A 21975-nucleotide genomic window follows, 5' to 3' on the forward strand; every position below is an offset into this window, starting at 1 on the left:
CATGGATACCGTCGCCGCCCTGTTGCGTGTCTCGCCACTAGCGCCACTCGAAGCGCGCATCCTGCTCGGGCATGTGCTCGGCTGGCGCCGTACCGAGTTGATTACGCGCAGCGATGAGCCGCTCGATGCAGCACTTGTCGCGCGTTTCCGTACGCTCGAAGCACGTCGCGTCGCGGGCGAGCCGGTGGCGCAACTGATCGGCTCGCGGGAATTCTTCGGGCTCGACTTCGAGGTCACACCGGACGTGCTGATTCCGCGGCCTGAAACCGAACTGCTGGTTGAAACGGCGCTGGCGGCACTCGTTGGGCGCCGGGTGCCGCGTGTCCTCGATCTGGGTACCGGCACCGGCGCAATTGCTGTCGCGATTGCCTCGGAGCGGCCCGATGCGCGCATCTGGGCCACCGACCGCTCGGCCGAAGCGCTCGGCGTCGCGGCGCGCAACGCCGCTCGATTGCTCGATCCGGCGCGTCCCGGCGGGCCGCTACAGTTCGCACAGGGCGACTGGTACGCGGCGCTCGATACCGCGCTGCACTTCGACGTCATCGTCAGCAATCCGCCGTATATCGCCAGCGGCGATCCGCATCTGAGCCAGGGCGATCTCCGCTTCGAACCTCGCGGTGCATTAACCGACGAGGCCGACGGCCTGGCGGCGATCCGCACGATCGTCGCGGGCGCCCCGCGCCACCTCGTGCCCGGCGGCGCGCTCTGGATCGAGCACGGCTACGACCAGGCAGCCGCCGTACGCGCACTGCTCACGGAGCGCGGTTTGCTCGCCGCCAGTTCGGCCCGCGATCTTGCCGGCATCGAGCGTATCAGCGGCGCCCAGATGCCCGGCTGAGGCCCGCAAGGCCGCCTTACGCGAAATCCGCTATCATTTCAACCTATCCCCACATCACTCTGGAACCGCAAGGTCAGCCTCATGGACACGCAACAACGCATCAAGCAAATCGTCGACGAAAACACCGTCGTGCTCTTCATGAAGGGCACCTCGCAATTCCCGATGTGCGGTTTTTCGGGCCGCGCCATCCAGATCCTGAAGGCGTGCGGCGTCGACGAACTGAAGACCGTCAACGTCCTCGAGGACGACGGCATCCGTCAGGGCATCAAGGAATTCTCGAACTGGCCGACCATCCCGCAGCTGTACGTGAAGGGTGAGTTCGTCGGCGGCTCGGACATCATGATGGAGATGTATCAGTCGGGCGAGCTGCAGCAGCTCTTCGCTGCCGCCTGAGCGGCATCCTCACGAACCGCTCGTCCGTACGATAGTGCCGCCCTCCCTCGACCCACGTGCGGCGGCACCGCACCGGCTGATCGTCGCGATCACCGGCGCGACCGGTGCTGTGTACGGCATCCGGCTGCTTGAAACGCTGCGGCGGCTGGGTGGCGTCGAATCCCATCTGCTGATCTCCAGCGCCGGCTGGCTCAATATCCGGCACGAACTCCAGCTGTCGAGAGAAGACATTCATCCGCTCGCCGATGTGGTCCATTCGGTGCGCGATGTCGGCGCAACCATCGCGTCCGGGTCCTTTCGCACCGACGGCATGATCGTCGCGCCGTGTTCGATGAAAACCCTCGCGAGTATCGCGCACGGGCTCTCCGACAACCTGATCACGCGCGCGGCCGACGTCACGCTGAAGGAGCGGCGCCGGCTGGTGCTGATGGTGCGCGAGACGCCGCTCAATCTCGCGCATCTGCGCAACATGACGGCCGTGACCGAAATGGGCGGCGTGATTTTTCCGCCGTTGCCGGCGTTCTACAACGCGCCGGCATCGATCGACGAAATGGTCGATCACACGGTGGCGCGCGTGCTGGACCTGTTCGCACTCGGCGGGCCGGGTCTCGCACCGGTCTGGGGCGGGCTGCGTAGTACGGAAGAGTGATCTGCGGCGTTTGCACCGGCCTGGGTTCAGTGGGGTCGCGCAGGCCACTCCGCGCCAGATCGATTAGCAACAGCGGCGACGCAGTTAAATCCGCGCCCGCGTGTTTATCCACGGCTGGTTCGCCTCTATATTCAACGCAACGAAACCTTCCAGCCGCTTTTGCCGCGGCCTCGCTGCGATGACCCGTCTACCTGCTCTTTTCCTCTCGCACGGTGCGCCAACCCTGCCGATCGATCCGTCCATGCCGTCGGGCGAATTCGCGGCGTTGTCGACCCAGTTGCCGCGCCCCAACGCGATCCTGATGCTCTCCGCCCACTGGGGCACGGCAGCGCCGGTGGCTAGCACGGCGCAACAACCCGAGACGATCCACGACTTCTACGGCTTTCCGCGCGCGCTCTACGAGATCCGTTATCCGGCACCCGGTGCACCCGACGTGGCACGCCGCGCCGCCGCTCAGTTGAGCGAGCAGGGCCTGCTCGCGACGACGCAGTCGCACGGGCTCGATCACGGCGCGTGGGTGCCGATGCTGCTGATGTTCCCCGCCGCCGACATCCCCGTCGCCCAGTTGTCGATCCAGCCTCACATGGACGCCGCGCATCACTTCCGTGTAGGCCGGGCATTGCGCGCGCTGAAGGATGACGGCGTGATGGTGATCGGCTCCGGCCAGATCACGCACAACCTGCGCAGCGCGGATTTCTCGGCGGGCCCGAACGACGCCGATCCACGTGTCGCCGAATTCACCGACTGGTTCGAAGAGCGGCTGGCCGCACGCGATATCGATGCGTTGCTCGACTATCGCAGCCGCGCGCCGCACGCGGTGTTGATGCATCCCACCGACGAGCACCTGCTGCCGGTATTCGCCGCCCTGGGCGCGGCGGACGACGACTACACGCTATCGGTCCAGTCGCTGGGCACGTACCAGCGCACCCTGGCGATGACGAACTACGTATTCGGCAGCGCATAACGGCAACGCCGTAGCTGCAAACGACAAGGCCCGCCTTGACCTGAATCAGTCAAGGCGGGCCTTGTCGTTTACCGCGTCTGTTGTACTACGCGGTCTGCCACCATTCAGGCGCGCAGACCGTGCATGCGATACCTCAAGCGCCGATCCCTTCGAGAATCTCGTCCGGGTTCTCACGCTCGTTGAGGTAGTCGGTGCGATAGCCGGTATGCACACCCCAGTAATAGAAGATCAGCGAGCAGATGATCACGACCAGCATGTCCCAGCCGTACGGCAGGATGTTGTGACCGCCAAACTGCTTGCTGCCGATCAGCGACAGGATCGCCATCACCGGCAGATACGCGACGAGCCACCACGCCGCCTTCAGATCGCGGCCCCAGCCGGCGAAGCCCGCCTTCGTCTGGTAGTAGAAGTACACCGGCAGCGCGACGATCATCAGCAGGATGATCTCGCCGGTCAGCGGCCATTTTGCCCAGAACAGGATCAGCGATGCGCAGACGAAGGCGAACGGCGCGATCACTTTCATGCCGGGAATATGCAGCGGCCGGTCGAGATCGGTTGCCGCGCGGCGCAGCGACATCAGGCTGATCGGGCCCGTCAGGTACGAGATCACCGTCGCCACCGAAATCACCGCCGCCAGCGAACTCCAGCCGCGGAAGAAGAACAGGAAGATGAAAGACACGAGCAGGTTGAACCACATCGCCTGACGCGGCACGCCATAGAGCGGATGCACGTTGCCGAACATCTTGGGCATCGTGTTGTTGCGCTCCATCGCGTAGATCATGCGGGTCGTCGTCGCCATGTACGTCGTGCCGGTACCGCTCGGGCTAACGAATGCATCGACGTACAGCAGGATGGCGAGCCAGTTCAGGTTCAGCGCGAGCGCGAGTTCGGCGAACGGCGAGGCGAAGTTGAAATGGCTCCAGCCCTTCAGCACATCGGTCGGATTCACTGCGCCGATGTAGGCGATCTGCAGCAGCACATAGATCACGAGTGCCAGCAGGATCGAGCCGATCACCGCGAACGGCACGCTCTTCGCCGGATTGCGCGCTTCGCCCGCCAGGTTGATCGGGCTCTGGAAACCGTTGAACGCGAACACGATGCCGCTCGTCGCGACCGCGGTAAACACCGCCGACCAGCCGTACGGAGCAAACGTGCTGGCTTCACCGAAGTTCTCGTGGTGAAAGCCCGTCAGCATCAGGCCCAGGATCGTAGCGCCGGGAATCAGGAACTTGAAGACCGTGATCGCCGAATTAGCGCGGGCGAACAGTTTGACGCCCCAGTAATTCAGCAGGAAGTAGATGATCACGAGCACTGCGGAAAGCAGTAACCCTAACGTGGTTAGCGACCCGTTGACGAATAGATCGTGCGCCCACTGGTATGGCCAGGTACTCATGTACTGGATCGACGCTTCGGCTTCGATCGGAATCACCGAGACGATGGCGATCCAGTTGGCCCATGCGCTGATAAAACCGACCAGCGCGCCGTGCGAGTAGCGCGCGTAGCGCACCATGCCGCCCGACTCCGGAAACATCGCACCCAGTTCGGCATAAGTGAGCGCAATAGCGAGAATCACGACCGCACCGATAATCCATGCACAAATCGACGCCGGACCTGCAATTTTTGCCGCTTTCCACGCGCCGAACAGCCAGCCCGAACCGATGATCGAACCGAGACCGGTCAGCATCAGCGCCACCGGCCCGATGTTCCGTTGAATAGAACTTTTCACGTCTTCTCCTGTGTTCGAGAGCCTGCCGGTCTCTATCGTATCGCCGCGGCGCCCTGCAAAAAGAGCTGTTGAAGCGGGATTTGTTCTTAACGGCGACCGACCGCCGTGCGTGGTGTGCGAACCCGGGGCCGGGCGCAACCATCACGCGGCGCGTAGTTTAACGGTTGCCCTGGATCATTGCAGTGAAAATGCGGGTTGTCCCTGGAAAAAATCCCGAAGAATAGAAAGCTTTGTAAGCAATACTTGGGCCAGGTGCCAAAAACCTTGCGCCGCCGTGGGTTTCGATTGACCTTCTCTCGAAATGTCCGTATAACGGACGGGCAGGATTTCAAGCGGCGAGTGAATTGGTCTTTCGTAGTTCGCCCATCAACGGTACTCCGGTTGGTCCCATTACCCCCTTCCTTGATTTTCATGCACCCCACGGGCTTCGGCCTTATTCATCATCTTTAGGAACAAGTAATATGGAAACCGGTACCGTCAAGTGGTTCAATGACGCAAAGGGCTTTGGCTTCATCACTCCCGACGGCGGCGGCGAAGATCTGTTCGCGCATTTCTCGGAAATCCGCACGGAAGGCTTCAAGACGCTGCAAGAAAACCAAAAAGTGTCTTTCGAAGTGAAGACCGGCCCGAAGGGCAAGCAAGCTGCGAACATCAAGCCGGTGTAAGCTGCACGCTTCCTTTTCTGGACGCACAAAACCCCGCCTTGGCGGGGTTTTTTGTTTTTAGCGCGGGGGTTTATTTCAAATGAATAGACGTTGCGCGTGAATGCCGAGCCCGGTCGCGACGCTCGCGAGGCGATCGCCGAACACCGGCTGTGCATCCGGAAATGCGGCTGCCAGCGCGCCCGACAAGAACCGCAGTCCCGTCGATCCACCGGTGAAGTAGACCGCGGTCACATCGCGTGGGGCGATGCCTGCGGCCTGCACGGTATCGCGTGCGGCGAGGACGATGCGCCGCGTCTCTTCCAGTCCTGCCTCGACGAGTTGGGCTTCGTCGAATGCAAGCCGCAGATCGTCCTCCACTTCATCGAGGTCGATCACCGTCTCGCCGCCCGCCGCCACGCCGATCTTCGCTTCTTCTGCATGCGCGGCCAAGGCGTGCCCAAGGTGCCGCTCGACGACCCGCATCAGCCGGTCGTGATGCCGCAGATCCGGATACAGATGCCGCATCAGCGACAGTTCGCTCACGCGCTTGGGCGAATAGACGGTGTTGATCAGATGCCACGTAGCCAGATCGAAATACACGCGGTTCGGGATCTCGCGACCTTCGGGGTCGAACGTCTGATAGCCGAGTTCTCGCAGGATCGTCGCGAGTTCGACGCGGCGGTCGAAATCGGTCCCGGCCACGTGCACGCCGTGATGCGCGAGCACGTCGTCTTTCCGTTCGAGCCGATGCATGCGCTGCGGCCCGACGCGCACCAGTGAGAAGTCCGACGTACCGCCGCCGATATCGGCCACGAGCACGAGCCCTTCCGCCTCGAGATGCGATTCGTAGTCGAATGCGGCGGCGATCGGTTCGTACTGGAAGTGGATCTCGCGCAAGCCGACCGAGCGCGCCGCCGCCTCGAGCTGCTGCTGCGCAAGCTGGTCGGCGCGGGGATCGTCGTCGACGAAAAACACCGGCCGGCCGAGCACCGCACGATGAATCGGCGCGCCCGCGGCCGCTTCCGCAGAGCGCTTCAGATGCTCGACGAACAGCGCGATCACATCGGTATAGCGGATCGCAGACCCGTCGCCGAGATCGGTGGTGGTTTCTGCCAGCGATGACCCAAGAATGCTCTTCATCGAGCGCATCAAACGCCCGTCGAAGCCGTCGATATACGCTTCCAGCGCCGCGCGGCCGAACTCGCGGGTATTCTCGTCGACATTGAAGAACACGGCGGTGGGCAGCGTCGTGTAGTCACGCTCGACGGGCGCGAGGCGCATCGCCCCAGCGGCGTCAGGCAACGCGACCGCCGAATTCGACGTGCCGAAGTCAATCGCACAATAAGTCATCGCAGGGAGTCGCCGCTCGCGGCGGGCGCTGACAGAAAGAGAGGACGGGCTTTTTATCACGAAGCGCCGCGCACGGCAACCGGTGCGCAGAACGGAAATTGCTCGCGATAGGCGGTTATACCATCCAATCACGCCACGCCAGGAGACAAGCCGAAATGACCGGGCCGTCCACCGCCGTACCGCGCGATACATCGCCCGCGATCGTCGTCACCGACCTGCCTGCGCGGCTCGACCGCCTGCCGTGGGGTCGTTTCCACTCGCTGATCGTCGCGGCGCTCGGGATCACCTGGCTGCTGGACGGGCTCGAAGTGACGCTGGCGGGCGCCGTCGCGAGCGCGCTCAAGACGAGTCCGGCGCTGCATTTTTCCAACGCGGACGTCGGGCTGACAGGCAGCGCCTACATTGCGGGCGCGGTGCTTGGGGCGCTCGGTTTCGGCTGGCTCACCGACCGGCTCGGGCGCCGCAAGCTCTTCTTCATTACGCTCACGCTCTACCTCGCCGCGACCGCCGCCACCGCGCTGTCGTGGAATCTCGCGAGCTTCATCGTGTTCCGCTTCCTGACCGGTACTGGCATCGGCGGCGAGTATACGGCGATCAACTCGACGATCCAGGAGTTCACGCCCGCACGCGTGCGCGGCTGGACCGATCTCGCGATCAACGGGACGTTCTGGGTGGGCGCGGGGCTCGGTGCGACGGGCTCGCTGGTGCTGCTCGATCCGGGCCTGCTGCCGGCGGACTGGGGCTGGCGCGCGTGCTTCCTGATCGGCGCGGTGCTCGCCCTCGCCATCCTGCCGATGCGCGCATGGGTGCCGGAAAGTCCGCGCTGGCTGCTGACGCATGGCGAAGCCGACGAGGCACGCACGATCGTCGAGGGTATCGAAGCGCGTTTTCACCACAACGGCGCCACGCTGCCGCCCGTCGATACAACCGCGAGCCCGCTGCGGTTGCGCGTGCGCAAACATACGGCGCTCAGCGAAGTATTCGATACGCTGTTCAGGCTGCATCGACGGCGCTCGCTAGTGGGCCTCTCGCTGATGACCGCGCAGGCGTTCTTCTACAACGCGATCTTCTTCACCTACGCACTGGTCCTCAGCGATTTCTATCACGTGCCAGGCGACCACATCGGCTGGTACCTGCTGCCGTTCGCGCTCGGCAACTTTCTCGGACCGCTCGTGCTTGGCCGGCTGTTCGATGTGATCGGCCGTCGCGTGATGATCGCGACGACCTATGCGCTATCCGGCATCCTGCTAGCCGTGAGCGGCTATCTGTTCGAACAGCAGTGGCTTACCGTGACGACACAGACGCTGGCGTGGATGACGATCTTCTTCTTTGCCTCGGCGGCGGCGAGTTCTGCATATCTGACGGTGAGCGAATCGTTTCCGCTCGAAATCCGCGCGCTTGCGATCGCGGTGTTCTATGCATTTGGCACCGCGCTCGGAGGCATTGCAGGACCGGCGTTGTTCGGCCGGTTGATCGACACGCAGCAGCGCAGTGAAGTCTTCGCGGGTTACCTGCTCGGCTCGGCGCTCATGCTCGTTGCGGCGGTAATCGCGGGGATCTGGGGTGTCGATGCGGAAAGGAAATCGCTGGAAAGTGTGGCGACACCGCTGTCGGCAGTCGCCGATGACGATTGAGGCTGTTGCGCAATCGACGCCATAAACAAAAACGCGCGGCAAAAGCCGCGCGCCACATGTTGCCCTACCGCGTACTCAAGCTGCCACGAAAGGCTTCTTCCACGCGCCGGCAAAGGCAATTTCGCCGAGCGGCGAACGCGTACGCCCAGCCTTCTCGCGGTCACGCAACGCCGGGTCGAGTTTCGCCGCATCGCCATAGTGTCCGAGCGAGATCATCGCGATCACTTCGACATCGTCCGGAATCGCAAACGCGCTGCGGAATGCATTGACGTCGACGCCAGCCATCTGATGCGCAGCGAGGCCGAGTGCATGAGCCTGCAGCACCAGCGCCATCGCGGCCGCACCTGCATCGTAGGGTGCGCAACGATTGACTTCACCCTTGCTCGTCAGCGTCTGCGTGGTCACGGCGATCAACACCGGCACCGATCCATTCCAGCCTTGATTGAACGGCACGAGCGTTGCGAAGGCGCGCTTGAATGCGGCTTCGTCGGTGCTGCGATCGAATACAAGGAAACGCCACGGCTGTGCGTTGAAGGACGACGGCGCCCAGCGCGCGGCCTCGAGAACCGAATGCAAGTGCTCGCGGCTCACCGGCTCATTCGAAAAGGCCCGCGGGCTCCAGCGCCCAGCGAGCAACTCGTGAATGGAAACGTCGGTCGGTGCGTGTTTGGTGGTCATGCGCTTCTCTCAGTCGAGGTTATATGTCGACGGGCGAACGCCCGGGGGCACATAGCATAACCCGGGCATCGCAAAACGCGCTTGAGCGCTCGCTTGTTCAACGCAACGAACGTCGTCGATGCCGGTGCGAACGCACTCACGCTGCCTGTGCCGCGACCGGCCGGTCGCGCCGGTTGATGCGCAACACCAGCACCGATGCGACGAGACACAAGCCGCCCGAAATCATCGATGCAACAGTGTAGGTGCCGAGGCTCGAGCGCAGCATGCCCGCGCCCAGTGCCGCAAATGCCGCGCCGAGTTGATGGCCCGCGACGATCCAGCCGAACACGACCGGCGCGGCCTCCTTGCCATAGACATCGGTAGCGAGGCGCACGGTCGGCGGCACGGTCGCGATCCAGTCGAGCCCATAGAACAGTGCGAAGATCGGCAGGCCGTAGAAGTCGATGCCGAATGCGTGCGGCAAGTACATCAGCGACAGGCCGCGCAGCCCGTAGTACCAGAACAGCAGCACGCGACTGTTGAAGCGGTCCGACAGCCAGCCCGACAGCGTCGTGCCGAACAGATCGAAGATACCCATCGCGGCGAGCAGCGATGCGCCCTGCACTTCGGTCATGCCGTAGTCGCCGCACATCGCGATCAGGTGGGTGCCGATATAGCCGTTGGTACTCGCGCCGCAGATAAAGAAGCTGAAGAACAACAACCAGAAGTCACGCGTCTTGCTTGCCGACGCAAGCGTGCCGAATGCAATCTGCAACGGATTCTTCGTCTCGATGCGAGTGGCGACCGGTGCGCCAGGTGCTTCGCCAAACGGGCGCAGTGCGACGCTGGCAGGGCGCTCGGGCAGCAGGAATGCGACGAGCGGCAGGACGATTGCCGCGGCCCCCGCGACGACCCACACGACCTGACGCCAGCCGTGATGCTCCGCGATCGATGCGAGCAGCGGCAGGAACACGAGCTGGCCGGTTGCCGAACTGGCGGTCAGGATGCCCATCACGAGACCGCGATGGGTCGTGAACCAGCGGTTCACCACGGTTGCCGACAGCGACAGCGCCGCGACACCCGTCGCGCCGCCCACCATCACGCCCCAGATCAGGATCATCTGCCACGGCGCCGTCATCAGCGACGACAGTGCCACGCCGGCGGCCATCGTCGAAAGCGCCACCAGCACGGTGGGTCGTATGCCGAAGCGCTGCATCGCCGCGGCTGCGAACGGCCCCATCAAGCCATAGAGCGCGATGTTGACCGAGATCGCCAGCGAGATCGTCGCACGGCTCCAGCCGAACTGATGTTCGAGCGGCACCATCATCACGCTCGGCGTGGCGCGCGTGCCGGCCGCGGCCAGCAACACCAGAAACACGACGGCGACCGTGAGCCACCCGTAATGGAAACGCCCGCCGATTCTTCTTGCTGCCCAGTTCATCGGTTCTCCAGTCGGCCTGCTTCCGCCATGGACGGGACGCCGCTTTCAATGAGTGCCGGATTGTTACCGATCCGGTAAAGGACTTGTGACCGATCTGTCACAATGGAGTTGCGATCTTAGTGACTGGTCGGTAACATGTCAAGCCATTGATGAACCGAAGGTGGAATGCCATGACCGATAGCACGACCGTCAAGCCCGAAGCGGTTCGCCGCAGCCGTACGCAGATGGCCGGCGCCGAGGCGCAGGAACATCTGTTAAATGCGGCCGAGGAGCTTTTTTATCGGGAAGGCGTGCGGGCCGTCGGCGTCGACGCGGTGGTCGAACTCGCGGGCGTCAACAAGATGAGCCTGTACCGGCAGTTTTCGTCGAAGGACGATCTGGTCGTCGCTTACCTCGAGCGGTCGGATGAAGGGTTCTTCCGGCGCTTCGAACAGAGTGTCGCCCGCCACCCCGGTGAGCCGGCAAAGCAACTCGTGCAGTACTTCGAAGATCTTTCGGGGCGTGCATCCGTCGATGACTATCGCGGCTGCCCGTTCGTCAACGTATCGACGGAATTCCCGGATGCATCGCACCCGGCGCGACTCTGCGTGCTGCGCAATAAAACAAAGCTGATGGCGCGGCTGAATGAACTCGCGAGCGAAGCTGGCGCGGACGATCCCGCAGCGCTCGCCGATGCGCTTGGGTTGTTGATCGAGGGAATCTATGCGGCGAGCCAGACCTACGGTCCGGGTTGTGGACCGATACGCACGGCGCCGCGCGTGGCGGCACTGTTGATCGCCGCGGCTTGCGCGGGGACACCAGCCGCATCGTTCTCGTCGCCGTCGCAATCGAAACCACAGCCGTGACGATGGCGTTGCCTCTCTCGCACGACGACGTGCTGGCCGCTACCCGCCACTGGCTCACGCGTGCGGTGATCGGCCTGAACCTGTGTCCGTTCGCCAAGGCCGTGCATGTGAAGCAGCAGATCCGCTACGCGATCAGCGAAGCCACGAGCCTTGAAGGCGTGCTGAGCGATCTCGAAGCGGAGTTGCAAATCCTCACCGCCGCCGATCCCGCCACAATCGACACAACGCTGCTAATCCTCCCGCACGCGCTCGCCGATTTCACCGACTACAACGACTGCCTGTTCTTCGCGGACCGGCTGTTGCGGCAGTTGCGCCTCGAAGGCGAACTGCAGATTGCGAGCTTTCATCCGCGATATCAGTTCGAAGGCAGCGAAGCAGACGATATCGAGAACTACACGAACCGCGCGCCGTATCCGATCCTGCATCTGCTGCGCGAGGCGAGCATCGAGCGTGCAGTCGATGCGTTTCCCGACGCCGCCGATATCTACGAACGCAATCAGGAAACGCTCCGGCGCCTGGGTCACGCGGGCTGGCTCGACTGGATGAATGAACCCGCGCAGGACTAAGGCTGCGCCAGCCCGCACAACGAAGTTCAGGCCGGCGCGAAAAACCGCTCGCGCATCTCGGCGATACCCAGCGTATCCATCACTTCATGGAGCCGCTCCGCCGGACGGCGCCGCGGCAAGTCCTTGTACTGGGCGATGATCAGCTCGTTTTTCATCGAGTGTTCCCAGCCGACCAGTTCGGTCACGCTCACCTGGTACCCGTGCGCCTCCAGTTGCAGACAGCGCAGCACGTTGGTGATCTGACTGCCGAATTCGCGCGTGTGCAGCGGATGGCGCCACATCTCCGCGAGCGCCTGCCCAAGCGACTTCCCCTTGTTGCGCCGTAGAACGCCGGCCACTTCGGCCTGACAGCACGGCACCACGACGATGTACTTCGCCTGCTTCTGCAGCGCGAAGCGGATGGCGTCGTCGGTGGCGGTGTCGCAGGCGTGCAGCGCGGTGACGATGTCGATCGAAGGCGGCAGGCGGTCCGACACGATCGAGTCCGCCACCGACAGATTCAGGAACGACATCCCGCCGAAGCCCAGCCGCGTCGCCAGCTCCTGCGATTTCACCACCAGTTCTTCGCGCGTCTCGATGCCGTAGATGTGCGACCCGTCATGCTGTTCCTTGAAGAACAGGTCGTAGAGGATGAAGCCGAGATACGACTTGCCCGCACCGTGGTCGACGAGCGTCATGTCGCCCTGCGCTGCTTTCAATTCTTTCAGCAGCGGCTCGATGAACTGGAACAGGTGATAGACCTGCTTCAGCTTGCGACGGCTGTCCTGATTCATCTTGCCGTCGCGCGTCAGGATATGCAGCTCCTTCAGCAGTTCGACGGACTGGTTGGGACGGATTTCGTGAGTTTTGCCGGACATCGATTGAAACCGCCGCCGATTGCATCGCGAACGTGCGACAGGCGACGGAAAAAGAGAAAAGTTGCTGCCAGTTTACCGAAAGCGCGAGCGAGCGAGTTTTTTACCGGCACTTTTAGCGGTACAAGCGGCCGCAGACGCAGCAACCTGGAATACTTCCTGCTCTTGATTACGCCAGGCGCGGCGCGGGGCAATCGCCGCGCCGTCATGCTGAATGCGGGCCTGCCTGTCGAGGCCCGCAGAACAACAAGGACAGGCTGCCGGACGCCGCTTTCGATCGTGCGGACCGTCAAGCGTGTGGGAGGTCGGACCCGGAACACGGGCTCGAACGTTACGTAACCTGCAGTGCGCCGCGATCTCAACCGGAAGCGCACTCAGACGATGAAGAGGCGGCAATGGATGCGATACCCAACGGAAGCGCAGAGCAGAAGTTTCAGGAACTGCTTGCGAAGCTGACGGCGACGCCAGCATGGACGGAGAAGCAGCAACTCGAACTGGAAATGGCACGCGACATTTCCACCGAGATGTTGCGGCTCGCCGAGGCGATGCGCGATGGCAGCGTCGACCTCGAAAGCTCGTTGACGCTGCTCAAGTACGCGAAGGTGCTCGACTTCGTGATGACGACGCTCGCGTCGCGGCGCGATATCAAGCCGCAGACCTTGCGGGTGATTTTCAAGCTGGCGGGGTTGAAGGTTGATGAGGCTTATCCGGGGTAGCTGGTTCGCGGGCTGACTGCGCGCCAGGTGCCCGGGTGGGCGCTGGGTTGTGCCCAGTGGCGCAGTTGTCTCATGTACTGCGCGTGTGACACCTTTAGGTGACGCTGCACGGCGGCTTGCGCCCGCACGCCGCTCCACATCCGCTCGTCGCCAACGCGGCGCGCTGTAGCCCCCTCCCAATTGCCTGTTCACAGCCCCATGATTGCGGGAAACTCCGAAGTCGGCATCCGCTATGATGCGTGAATCCGTATCGACATCAAGGAGAGCCGCTCGACATGAAAACGACGCGCAAGGGCGGCCTCCTTGCCAACGTCGATGGCTCCAACAACAGAAACATGCTCAAGGTGGCGGGCCATGACTCCTGACGTCAACGTCTTCTTCACCGCATCGAGGTCCGATTAGGCACACCACCGTGTCGCGCGCGGCCTGAGACCACTGTCGCCTGAACGTAGCGCACTAGCCCCAAAGCAGTTCCGCCACCAGAGCGGAACGCACAGGACAGACCGCCCGCCTGCCTGGCATCGCAGCGGACGGCACGATCCATACAATCGATGCCGCCACTGGAGGAGACGTAGCATGAGGAAAATGCGCTGGGTGGTGATCCTGTTCTGCTTCCTCGCGATCGCGGTGAACTACATCGATCGCGCGAATCTCGCTGTCGCGGCACCGCAGATCGAAAAGGCGCTCGGCATTGGCCCCGCCGAGATGGGCCTGATCCTGAGCGGCTTCTTCTGGACCTACGCACTGATGCAGATGCCGTTCGGCTGGTTCATCGACCGGGTCGGCGCACGCATCGCGCTGCCGCTCGCGGTGGGCTGGTGGTCGCTCTTCACCGCCGCGACCGCGGCAACCTCGAGCGTGGCGGGGATGTTCGGCTGCCGGCTGATGCTCGGCATCGGCGAAGCGGGCGCCTATCCATCGTGTGCGAAGCTCGTCAGCCAGTGGTTCAAGCCGGCGCAGCGCGCGCTCGCGACCAGCATCTTCGATAGCGGTTCGCGAGTCGGCTCCGCACTGTCGATTCCCGTCGTCGCGCTGATCATCGGTACGCTTGGATGGAAGGCTTCGTTTGTGATCACCGGGTTGATCGGCGCGGTGTGGATGCTCGGCTGGTTTGCGATCTATCGCAGCCCAGCGCACGGCGACATGACCGGCGAGAAAGACGTCGTGCCGCAGCCGCACGTACGCAGCGCCAGCGATGCAACATGGGCTTCGCTGTTCCGCCACCGCACGATGTGGGGAATGATGATCGGCTTCTTCTGCCTGAACTTCGTCATCTATTTCTTCATCACGTGGTTTCCGAGCTATCTCGTGCAGACGCGCGGCTTCTCGCTGAAATCGCTCGGCACGCTCGGTATGGTCCCGGCGCTGATCTCGATCCCGGGCGGCTGGCTCGGCGGCTACATCTCCGATGCGCTCTACCGGCGCGGCTGGAGTCTCACCGCGTCGCGCAAGACGTGCATGGTGGGCGGCATGCTGATGTCGTCGGTGATCACGTTGTCTGCGTTCACGTCGAACATCTACCTGATGCTCGCGTTCTTCGGCATCGCGTACGGCAGCCTCGCGTTTGCCGCCGCCAGTATCTGGTCGCTGCCCGCCGATGTCGCGCCTTCGCCGCGCCACGTCGCTTCGATCAGCGGTATCCAGAACTTCGCGTCCAACCTGGCGGGCATCGTCATCACGACGTTCACTGGCGTGATGGTCGCGATGACGAAAGGCTCGTTCACGATTCCACTGATCGTCGCGGGCGGCTTCTGCTTTCTCGGCGCGTTCAGCTATCTGGTGATCGTCGGACGGATCGAGCCGCTGTCTGGCGACTCCGCGCATCGCGATGATCCGGAGCCGGTGCGTTCGCCGGTCTGACCGCTCTAACGGACGTGCTCATTTTTGCATTCGAGGAACCCATGTCGACTCTCACCGCCGCTCACGCCGCGATCCGGCTGCATCCCCACGACGATGTCGTGATCGCCACGCGTCAGCTCGTATCCGGTACGGCGATCGAGTCCGAACGCGTTGTCGTCGCGGGATTGATCCCGCCAGGGCACAAGCTCGCAACGCGCGCGATCGCGAAAGGCGAGCCAGTCAAGCGCTACAACCAGATCATCGGTGTGGCACGCGATGCCATCGCGCCGGGCCAGCATGTGCACGTCCATAACCTGAGCATGGCCGAGTTCGCACGCGAGCATGCGTTCGGTATCGACCTGCATCCGACGGCATACGTCGCGCAGCCCGCGCATTTCATGGGCATCCGTCGACCGGCTGCCGCGAAGAACGGCGAGCGCATCGCCACGCGCAACTATATCGGCGTGTTGACGAGCGTGAACTGCTCGGCCACGGTTGCGCGCGCGATCGCCGATCACTTCCGCCGCGACGTGCACCCGGAGGCGCTAGCCGACTACCCGAACGTCGATGGCGTGATCGCGCTCACGCACGGCCTCGGTTGCGGAATCGATCTGCACGGCGAAGGCCTCGCGATCCTGCGTCGCACGCTCGCCGGTTACGCCGCCCATCCGAATTTCGCGTCGGTGCTGTTCGTCGGTCTCGGTTGCGAGACCAATCAGATCGGCGGCGTGCTCGAAGCAGGCGGATTCGGCGACGACCCGAAGCGACTGCGCAGCTTCACGATCCAGGACAGCGGCGGTACACGCAGAACGATCGAACACGGCATCGCGACGGTCCGCGAAATGCTCGCCGATGCAAACCGCGTGCGCCGCGAACCGGTTCCCGCATCGCATCTGATGGTCGGTTTGCAATGCGGCGGCTCCGACGGCTACTCGGGCATTTCGGCCAATCCGGCGCTCGGCGCGGCAGTCGACCGGCTCGTGCGACACGGCGGCACTGCGATCCTGTCGGAAACACCGGAAATCTACGGCGCAGAACATCTGTTGACGCGCCGTGCGGTAAGCCGCGAGGTCGGCGAGAAGCTGCTTGCGCGCATTGCGTGGTGGCAGGACTACTGCGCACGCAATGGCGCGGCGCTCGATAACAATCCGTCGGCGGGAAATAAGGTTGGCGGTCTCACGACGATTCTCGAGAAATCGCTCGGCGCGGTCGCGAAAGGCGGCACGACGAATCTCGTCGACGTCTACGAATACGCTCAACCAATCGACGCGAAAGGCTTCGTTTTCATGGACTCGCCCGGCTACGATCCGATGTCGGCGACCGGCCAGGTAGCTTCGGGCGCGAACCTGATCTGCTTCACGACCGGCCGCGGTTCGGCCTACGGCTGTGCGCCATCGCCTTCGCTGAAACTCGCAACCAATACGGCGTTGTGGGAGCGGCAGCAGGACGATATCGACATCAATTGCGGTGGGGTGATCGACGGCACGGCGAACATCGATGAACTCGGCGAGGCGATCTTCCAGATGATGCTCGATTGCGCGTCGGGTACGCGCTCGAAGAGCGAGTTGCATGGCTATGGGCAAAGCGAGTTTGTGCCGTGGCAGGTTGGCGTGATTACCTGAAGCGGTAGCACATACAACGGTTCGTTGACGAAGCGCTGTATCGCAAGGTTTGCTGTGCACCGGTATGGGTGTGACAATGGCGAACCGCGGCGAGCCTTGGCGCACGCTGCCCGCCGCCGCTTTCCTTCCCTCCCCTCGATACCGCCCATGCCCGCTCCCCACGATTCCACTTCTGTTGCCATCATCGGCGCTGGCCCGGCTGGTCTCATGGCCGCCGAAGCGCTGAGCCGCGAGCACGTGCAGGTCGACGTGTATGACGCGATGCCATCGGCGGGACGCAAATTCCTGATGGCCGGCAAGGGCGGCATGAACATCACGCACTCGGAACCGCTCGAACGCTTCGTCGAGCGTTACGGTGCACGACGCGCACAGATCGCGCCGCTGCTCGACCGCTTCGGTCCCGATGCGCTGCGTGCGTGGCTCTACGATCTCGGCGTGGGGACCTTCGTCGGAAGTTCGGGCCGCGTATTCCCCACCGATATGAAAGCCGCGCCGATGCTGCGTGCCTGGCTGCATAGGTTGAAGGAACGCGGCGTGCGTTTTCATATGCGGCACAAATGGGTTGGCTGGAGCGAGGACGGTGCTACGAACGGAGCACGTCACGCGCTGCGCTTCACGACACCCGAGGGCGCGCAAAACATCACCGCCGATGCGCTCGTCCTCGCGACAGGCGGTGCGAGCTGGCCGCGTCTCGGCTCAGATGCCGCATGGGTGCCGCTGCTCGGCGCTCGCGGCGTGCAGGCCGTGCCACTTCGTTCGGCAAACAGCGGCTTCGACGCTCAATGGAGCGATTATTTTCGCGAGCGCTTCGCGGGACAGCCACTGAAACCCGTTGCAATCACCGTCACCGATGTAGACAAAAAAGTCCAGAATCGAAAAGGTGAGATAGTTATTACCGCGACAGGGATCGAGGGGAGCCTCGTGTATGCGCTGTCGTCCGTGATCCGCGAACGGATAGAGGCCGATGGCGAAGTAACGCTGCATCTCGACCTCGTGCCGGACCTGTCCGTTGACCGCGTCGCGGAAGAAGTCATGCGGCCGCGCGGTTCGCGCTCGCTATCGAGCCATCTGCATAGCCGCATCGGCATCGCGGGCGTGAAGTTTGCGCTGCTGCACGAAGGTCTGCCGAAAGAAGCGCTTGGCGACGCGGCGCTGGTGGCTCGCACATTGAAGGCACTGCCGTTGCGCTTGCTGCGCCCACGCCCGATCGAAGAAGCGATCAGCAGCGCCGGCGGCATTCCGTTCGAAGCACTCGATGCAAATCTGATGATCGAGCAGTTACCCGGCGTATTCTGCGCGGGCGAAATGCTCGACTGGGAAGCGCCGACGGGCGGTTATCTGTTGACCGCGTGCTTCGCGAGCGGCCTGGTCGCGGGAGAAGGCGTGCACGCGTATCTGGGCCGCTTAGCGCGACACTAGCGCGCCTTCAGACGCCACAACGACGTCACTTCCGCGAGACGCGCGACATGCAGCGGGTCCGAGGGATCGGAAGACTTCGGATGCCGCGGCCGGATATCTTCACGACCAGCCACTTCAAGACCGGCCGCCTTGATCGCGTCGAGCAACATCGCGCGCGTGCGCAACCCGAGATGTTCGGCGAAGTCCGACAGGATCAACCAGCCTTCGCCGCCTGGCTGGAGATGCGCGGCAAGTCCGCCGAGAAAGCCGAGCAGCATGCGGCTATCGGGATCGAAGACCGCGTGCTCGATCGGCGACGACGGCCGCGCCGGCACCCACGGCGGATTGCAGATGATCAGCGGCGCGAGTCCTTCGGGAAACAGATCGGCTTGCACGACGCGCACCTGCCGGTCATAGCCGAGCCGCGTCATGTTCTCCTGTGCGCACGCTAGCGCACGCGGGTCCTGATCGGTGGCGACGATTTTCTTCACACCGCGCTTCGCGAGCAATGCAGCGAGCACGCCGGTGCCGGTGCCGATATCAAATGCCTTTTCCAGTGACGGCAACACCATCCGAGCAACCAGATCGACATACTCGCCACGCACCGGCGAAAACACGCCGTAGTACGGATGAATCCGCTCGCCGAGCGCAGGAATCTCGACACCCTTCTTGCGCCATTCGTGCGCGCCGATCAGGCCGAGCAGTTCGCGCAGCGAAACAACCGAGGCCTCGCCGTCCGCCGCGCCCCACGCTTCGATGCAAGCTTGCGCGGCTTCCGGTGCGCGGCGCAGCGGGATCGTATAGTCGCCGGTTAGTGGAATCAACACCATGCCGAGTGTGCGGGCGCGCTGCGCCTGCGCCTGGCGATGCAGGTTGAACGCGTCTTTTGCTGTAGCCGCCTGCTTGGGCGGCTTGCGTTCGATGCGGCGTGTAATGGCCTGCAACAACTGTCGTGCGTTCTGGTAATCGCCGTTCCATAGCAACGCGGTGCCTTCGCTCGCGAGGCGAAACGCGGTGTCGGCGGTCGTGCGGTCGTCGGTCAGCACGACGCGCTTAGGCGGCAGGACCGCGGCTTCCGAACGCCAGCGAGCGGTTTCGGGGCCGTCTGCGGCAGGCCAGGTGAGCGTCGGATAAGGGGTGGTCATCGGTGAGAGTGATGAATGGGGCAGGCGATGACTGGATGTGGCAGGTCGGTTTGCGGTGCCTTCCACTCTGGTCACCGATGAACTCGCGGGGATGCCGTGGCGCGATGTCGAGCCCGACAGGGCAAGCAGGATCGTTCGTGTTGCTGGGCAGAGCCTTGCGCGCCGTTAGCAGGCGTCAGGTTCGAATTGTAGTACGGCGCGGGCCAGCCGATGCTTTCCACGCATTCTCTGCGCTGCGAGCGCAAGCGCAAGCGTGACGGTAAACGAGCAACGCCGGCTCGCGCCGGCGTTTAAGCGGTGTCCGTCGTGGTCCGACGGACACCGCCTGCTTATATCTTTACTGCTAGTTCGAACGCCAGGCGGAGCTCGCCGGCGTTCGTCCTGAGGCGCCCGGTCATCGCAAGCAGAGAACGATGCGCTTGCAAAGGTTGCGTACCGGGCTGCGACTTACCACCACCAACTGCCGAACAAACCGGACAGCAGACCGAACAGATCCGGCGTACCGCCCTGCGCGTTGCTGCTACCGCCGCTACCGGTGTTCCCGCTCTTGCCACCGCCGGCAGCCACGGGTGTCGAACCGTAGGCTGCATTCAGTTGCGAGATGTCGAAGCTGCCCCAGCCCGTGACATAGTCGAAGCCTTGCGTCGCGCTGTAGCCGTAGGTCACACCGCTCTTCGTGATGCCGTTATTCCCCGACGTGACCGGGTGAAAAAGACCGGGCTTCGTGGTCGCATTGCTGTAGATGCTCGCAGCGGGAAACGCCAGTGTGTTGTTGTTCGCCGATTGCACACGCGCCCAGATGCCCGAGAAGATCGGTGCCGCGAGACTCGTCCCACCGACCTGGTTCGGATCGTCAGGACCTGCGCCCGGCAGCGTACCGCTCGTCTGCCCTTGATAGACGAGGATCGCACCGCTGCGGCCATCCGCATCGAAGCCGATATCCGGCACCGTGCGCAACTTGCTGCCCGTGACCGACGATTGCCACGTCGGTGCGGCTTCGTACTTGCTGATGCCGCCGCCAGTCGCCCACAGCACGCCACGCGAATTGACGCCTTCGTTCCACACGTTTTCGTGATCGTACTTGCCGCCCACGGTGTAGAGACCCGTGCCGCCAACCGAAATCACGTACGGCGAAGTTGCCGGTTCGCTGACGGTGTAGGTGCGCAGATTCGAAGGCGGCTTGCCGCTCTGGCATTCATACACACCATGATCGCCGGCCGACACCGAGAAGACCTGGCCTTGTGCCATCGCGACCTTGAAGATGGCGTCGTCGGCAGCCTGCGAACCTTCTGACTTCGCACTCGCTTCGCACACGCCGAGCGATACGTTGATCACCTTCGCGACGTTGTCGGAGACCGCCTGGTTGTAGGCGGCCGTGATGTCGCCGAGCGACATCGACGGCGCGGCGTAGAACACCAGTTTGTTCACGGCGCCACCTGCAGCACCGACGATCGACTGGCTGTCGAGGTTCCACTCGACCGTGCCATCCGTATCGCTGTAGTCGCTGCCGTCCGGTCCGGTTTGCACGACCTGGGTTGCGACGTTGCCAAGCCCGTTGTTCGTCGTGAACGTCTGCAGATCGGACAGCGTCTGCGTCAGATCGCCTTCCGAAATGATCCCGACCGTCGTAGCCGACGCGGTCGGTGTCGAACCGGCGGCGTAGATATTCGAGAACTCGACCGGATTGTGGCCGGTCAGCACAGGTGCGGCGGCAAGGCTACGCTTGACCTGAGTGCTCGCGCTCGGCTCAGGACGATAGATGCGATAGTTGGTATGCGCCGTCGCTGCGTTCTGCAGTCCCAGCACTGAATCGACGATGTCGCCGAGCGCTGCCGGAACCTGCGCGTCGCTCGTGTTCGCGTAGACCTGGTGGCCGTCTTGCGTGAAACGCTTGAGGCTCGTGTTGAACGCCGACTTCACAAGCGCAGCGTTGCCGTCCGCGGTGACCAGCAACCGGTTCTTCGCGGCGCGGACATTCTTGAAGCCAGCACGCGTCAGATACTCCACCACCGTCTGCACCTGGGCTTCGGTCGGCGCGTACGTCGCGAGTATCTGATCCGGCGTCAGGTACTGACGATAGTTCGGGCTGCCCGGCTGATTGACCTGATTGATGAAAGCGTCGAGACCCTTCTGGTCGCGCATCTTCAGCGACACCACGACGTGAATCGGCGTGTTCGCAGCGAGTTCGTTAGCAGAGGTGCCTGCCACGTTGGTCGACGCTTGCGCGCCCGACGCTGCGGACGGTGCGGCAAACGCGTGGGTGTTGGTCGACACCCAGTCGGTGGAGTTGCTTTGCGCTTGCGCGGGCAACACCATCAAACCGGTTGCAGACAAACCGATCAACGACAGAACTGAGAGACGACACGTCGCGGAAAGAATCGGTGCGACGAAAGACGGTGCTTGTTTGGGCATCATGCTTCCTCGTGAGATCAAACGGCCACCTGTAGGCCAGCACGGGTGGTGCTGGGATAACAAAACACGATGAGCAGCGCAGGAGATGCATTGCTCATCGATGTTCATTCGGCAATTCGTAATTTTTTCGTGACCGAATAGTAGGCTAGCCGTTTGCATTTGCAAGGTAGCAATTCTTAATTTTTCTCAGAAGCCTCAATCTTTTCTTATCGAATTACGGCATATATTTTTATAAGAATTCGATAATATTTATGAATTAAATCGTCACGCCGACGAAGATAC

The 21975-nt window shown here is 63.0% G+C and carries 19 protein-coding genes; 12 read left to right on the forward strand and 7 right to left on the reverse strand.

Going from position 1 to position 21975, the window contains the following annotated elements:
- Position 1: 1 nt before the first annotated feature.
- From prmC to FNZ07_RS31190, 4 genes are all read left to right on the forward strand, one after another.
- The gene (gene prmC, locus FNZ07_RS31175) at positions 2-838 is read left to right on the forward strand and encodes a peptide chain release factor N(5)-glutamine methyltransferase (RefSeq protein WP_091019831.1); all 837 of its coding nucleotides are present in this window, start codon (positions 2-4) and stop codon (positions 836-838) included.
- A gap of 81 nt (positions 839-919) precedes the next feature.
- Complete coding sequence (gene grxD, locus FNZ07_RS31180) at positions 920-1231, forward strand: Grx4 family monothiol glutaredoxin (RefSeq protein WP_091019829.1); 312 nt, start codon at positions 920-922, stop codon at positions 1229-1231.
- Between the two features lie 34 nt (positions 1232-1265).
- On the forward strand, positions 1266-1880 hold the full coding sequence (locus FNZ07_RS31185) for a UbiX family flavin prenyltransferase (protein WP_091019827.1): 615 nt from the start codon (positions 1266-1268) through the stop codon (positions 1878-1880).
- A 178-nt stretch (positions 1881-2058) separates the two neighbouring features.
- Positions 2059-2844, forward strand: a complete 786-nt coding sequence (locus FNZ07_RS31190) for a DODA-type extradiol aromatic ring-opening family dioxygenase (RefSeq protein ID WP_091019825.1) — start codon at positions 2059-2061, stop codon at positions 2842-2844.
- A gap of 133 nt (positions 2845-2977) precedes the next feature.
- On the opposite strand, the gene FNZ07_RS31195 is transcribed toward FNZ07_RS31190, so the two are convergent.
- Entirely contained in the window at positions 2978-4570 is a 1593-nt protein-coding gene (locus FNZ07_RS31195) for an APC family permease (RefSeq protein WP_091019823.1), read from the reverse strand.
- 461 nt (positions 4571-5031) lie between these two features.
- Between FNZ07_RS31195 and FNZ07_RS31200 the strand changes: the two genes are divergently transcribed.
- Entirely contained in the window at positions 5032-5235 is a 204-nt protein-coding gene (locus FNZ07_RS31200) for a cold-shock protein (RefSeq protein WP_091019821.1), read from the forward strand.
- 75 nt (positions 5236-5310) lie between these two features.
- Here the strand turns inward: FNZ07_RS31200 and FNZ07_RS31205 are convergent, their stop codons facing one another.
- Positions 5311-6564, reverse strand: coding sequence for an Hsp70 family protein (locus tag FNZ07_RS31205; RefSeq protein WP_091019819.1), 1254 nt, complete (start codon positions 6562-6564; stop codon positions 5311-5313).
- A 155-nt stretch (positions 6565-6719) separates the two neighbouring features.
- Between FNZ07_RS31205 and FNZ07_RS31210 the strand changes: the two genes are divergently transcribed.
- The gene (locus FNZ07_RS31210; protein WP_091019817.1) at positions 6720-8198 is read left to right on the forward strand and encodes an MFS transporter; all 1479 of its coding nucleotides are present in this window, start codon (positions 6720-6722) and stop codon (positions 8196-8198) included.
- A 75-nt stretch (positions 8199-8273) separates the two neighbouring features.
- On the opposite strand, the gene FNZ07_RS31215 is transcribed toward FNZ07_RS31210, so the two are convergent.
- Together FNZ07_RS31215 and FNZ07_RS31220 are read right to left on the reverse strand one after the other, a co-directional pair.
- Positions 8274-8876, reverse strand: a complete 603-nt coding sequence (locus FNZ07_RS31215) for a nitroreductase family protein (RefSeq protein WP_091019815.1) — start codon at positions 8874-8876, stop codon at positions 8274-8276.
- Positions 8877-9012: 136 nt separating this feature from the next.
- Positions 9013-10296: an MFS transporter gene (locus FNZ07_RS31220; RefSeq protein WP_091019812.1), complete on the reverse strand. Its 1284-nt coding sequence runs from the start codon at positions 10294-10296 to the stop codon at positions 9013-9015.
- A gap of 170 nt (positions 10297-10466) precedes the next feature.
- Here FNZ07_RS31220 and FNZ07_RS31225 point away from each other — a divergent pair, with 170 nt between their 5' ends.
- Both FNZ07_RS31225 and FNZ07_RS31230 read left to right on the forward strand, forming a co-directional pair.
- Entirely contained in the window at positions 10467-11141 is a 675-nt protein-coding gene (locus FNZ07_RS31225; RefSeq protein ID WP_091019810.1) for a TetR/AcrR family transcriptional regulator, read from the forward strand.
- A gap of 2 nt (positions 11142-11143) precedes the next feature.
- Positions 11144-11707 carry a DUF1415 domain-containing protein gene (locus FNZ07_RS31230; RefSeq protein ID WP_177228344.1) on the forward strand — a complete coding sequence of 188 codons (564 nt, stop codon included), beginning with the start codon at positions 11144-11146 and terminating at the stop codon, positions 11705-11707.
- A gap of 26 nt (positions 11708-11733) precedes the next feature.
- Here the strand turns inward: FNZ07_RS31230 and FNZ07_RS31235 are convergent, their stop codons facing one another.
- A complete protein-coding gene (locus tag FNZ07_RS31235; protein WP_091019806.1) occupies positions 11734-12564 on the reverse strand; it encodes a class I SAM-dependent methyltransferase in 831 nt (276 codons plus the stop codon).
- Positions 12565-12956: 392 nt separating this feature from the next.
- Between FNZ07_RS31235 and FNZ07_RS31240 the strand changes: the two genes are divergently transcribed.
- The 4 genes from FNZ07_RS31240 (at position 12957) to FNZ07_RS31255 (ending at position 18157) form a co-directional block, all read left to right on the forward strand.
- On the forward strand, positions 12957-13277 hold the full coding sequence (locus FNZ07_RS31240) for a type II toxin-antitoxin system HicA family toxin (RefSeq protein ID WP_091019804.1): 321 nt from the start codon (positions 12957-12959) through the stop codon (positions 13275-13277).
- A 576-nt stretch (positions 13278-13853) separates the two neighbouring features.
- Positions 13854-15137, forward strand: a complete 1284-nt coding sequence (locus tag FNZ07_RS31245; protein ID WP_091019801.1) for an MFS transporter — start codon at positions 13854-13856, stop codon at positions 15135-15137.
- A 41-nt stretch (positions 15138-15178) separates the two neighbouring features.
- Positions 15179-16738, forward strand: a complete 1560-nt coding sequence (locus tag FNZ07_RS31250) for a UxaA family hydrolase (RefSeq protein ID WP_091019799.1) — start codon at positions 15179-15181, stop codon at positions 16736-16738.
- 147 nt (positions 16739-16885) lie between these two features.
- Positions 16886-18157 (forward strand): TIGR03862 family flavoprotein, encoded by a 1272-nt coding sequence (locus tag FNZ07_RS31255; RefSeq protein WP_091019797.1) that lies wholly within the window; start codon positions 16886-16888, stop codon positions 18155-18157.
- Here the strand turns inward: FNZ07_RS31255 and FNZ07_RS31260 are convergent.
- Positions 18154-19281, reverse strand: a complete 1128-nt coding sequence (locus FNZ07_RS31260) for a methyltransferase (protein ID WP_091019794.1) — start codon at positions 19279-19281, stop codon at positions 18154-18156. The genes FNZ07_RS31255 and FNZ07_RS31260 overlap by 4 nt on opposite strands.
- A 447-nt stretch (positions 19282-19728) precedes the next feature.
- Positions 19729-21696, reverse strand: coding sequence for a S53 family peptidase (locus FNZ07_RS31265; RefSeq protein ID WP_245811744.1), 1968 nt, complete (start codon positions 21694-21696; stop codon positions 19729-19731).
- Between the last annotated feature and the right edge of the window lie 279 nt (positions 21697-21975).

Source organism: Paraburkholderia megapolitana (assembly GCF_007556815.1).
In the GTDB taxonomy this organism is placed as follows: Bacteria; Pseudomonadota; Gammaproteobacteria; order Burkholderiales; family Burkholderiaceae; genus Paraburkholderia; species Paraburkholderia megapolitana.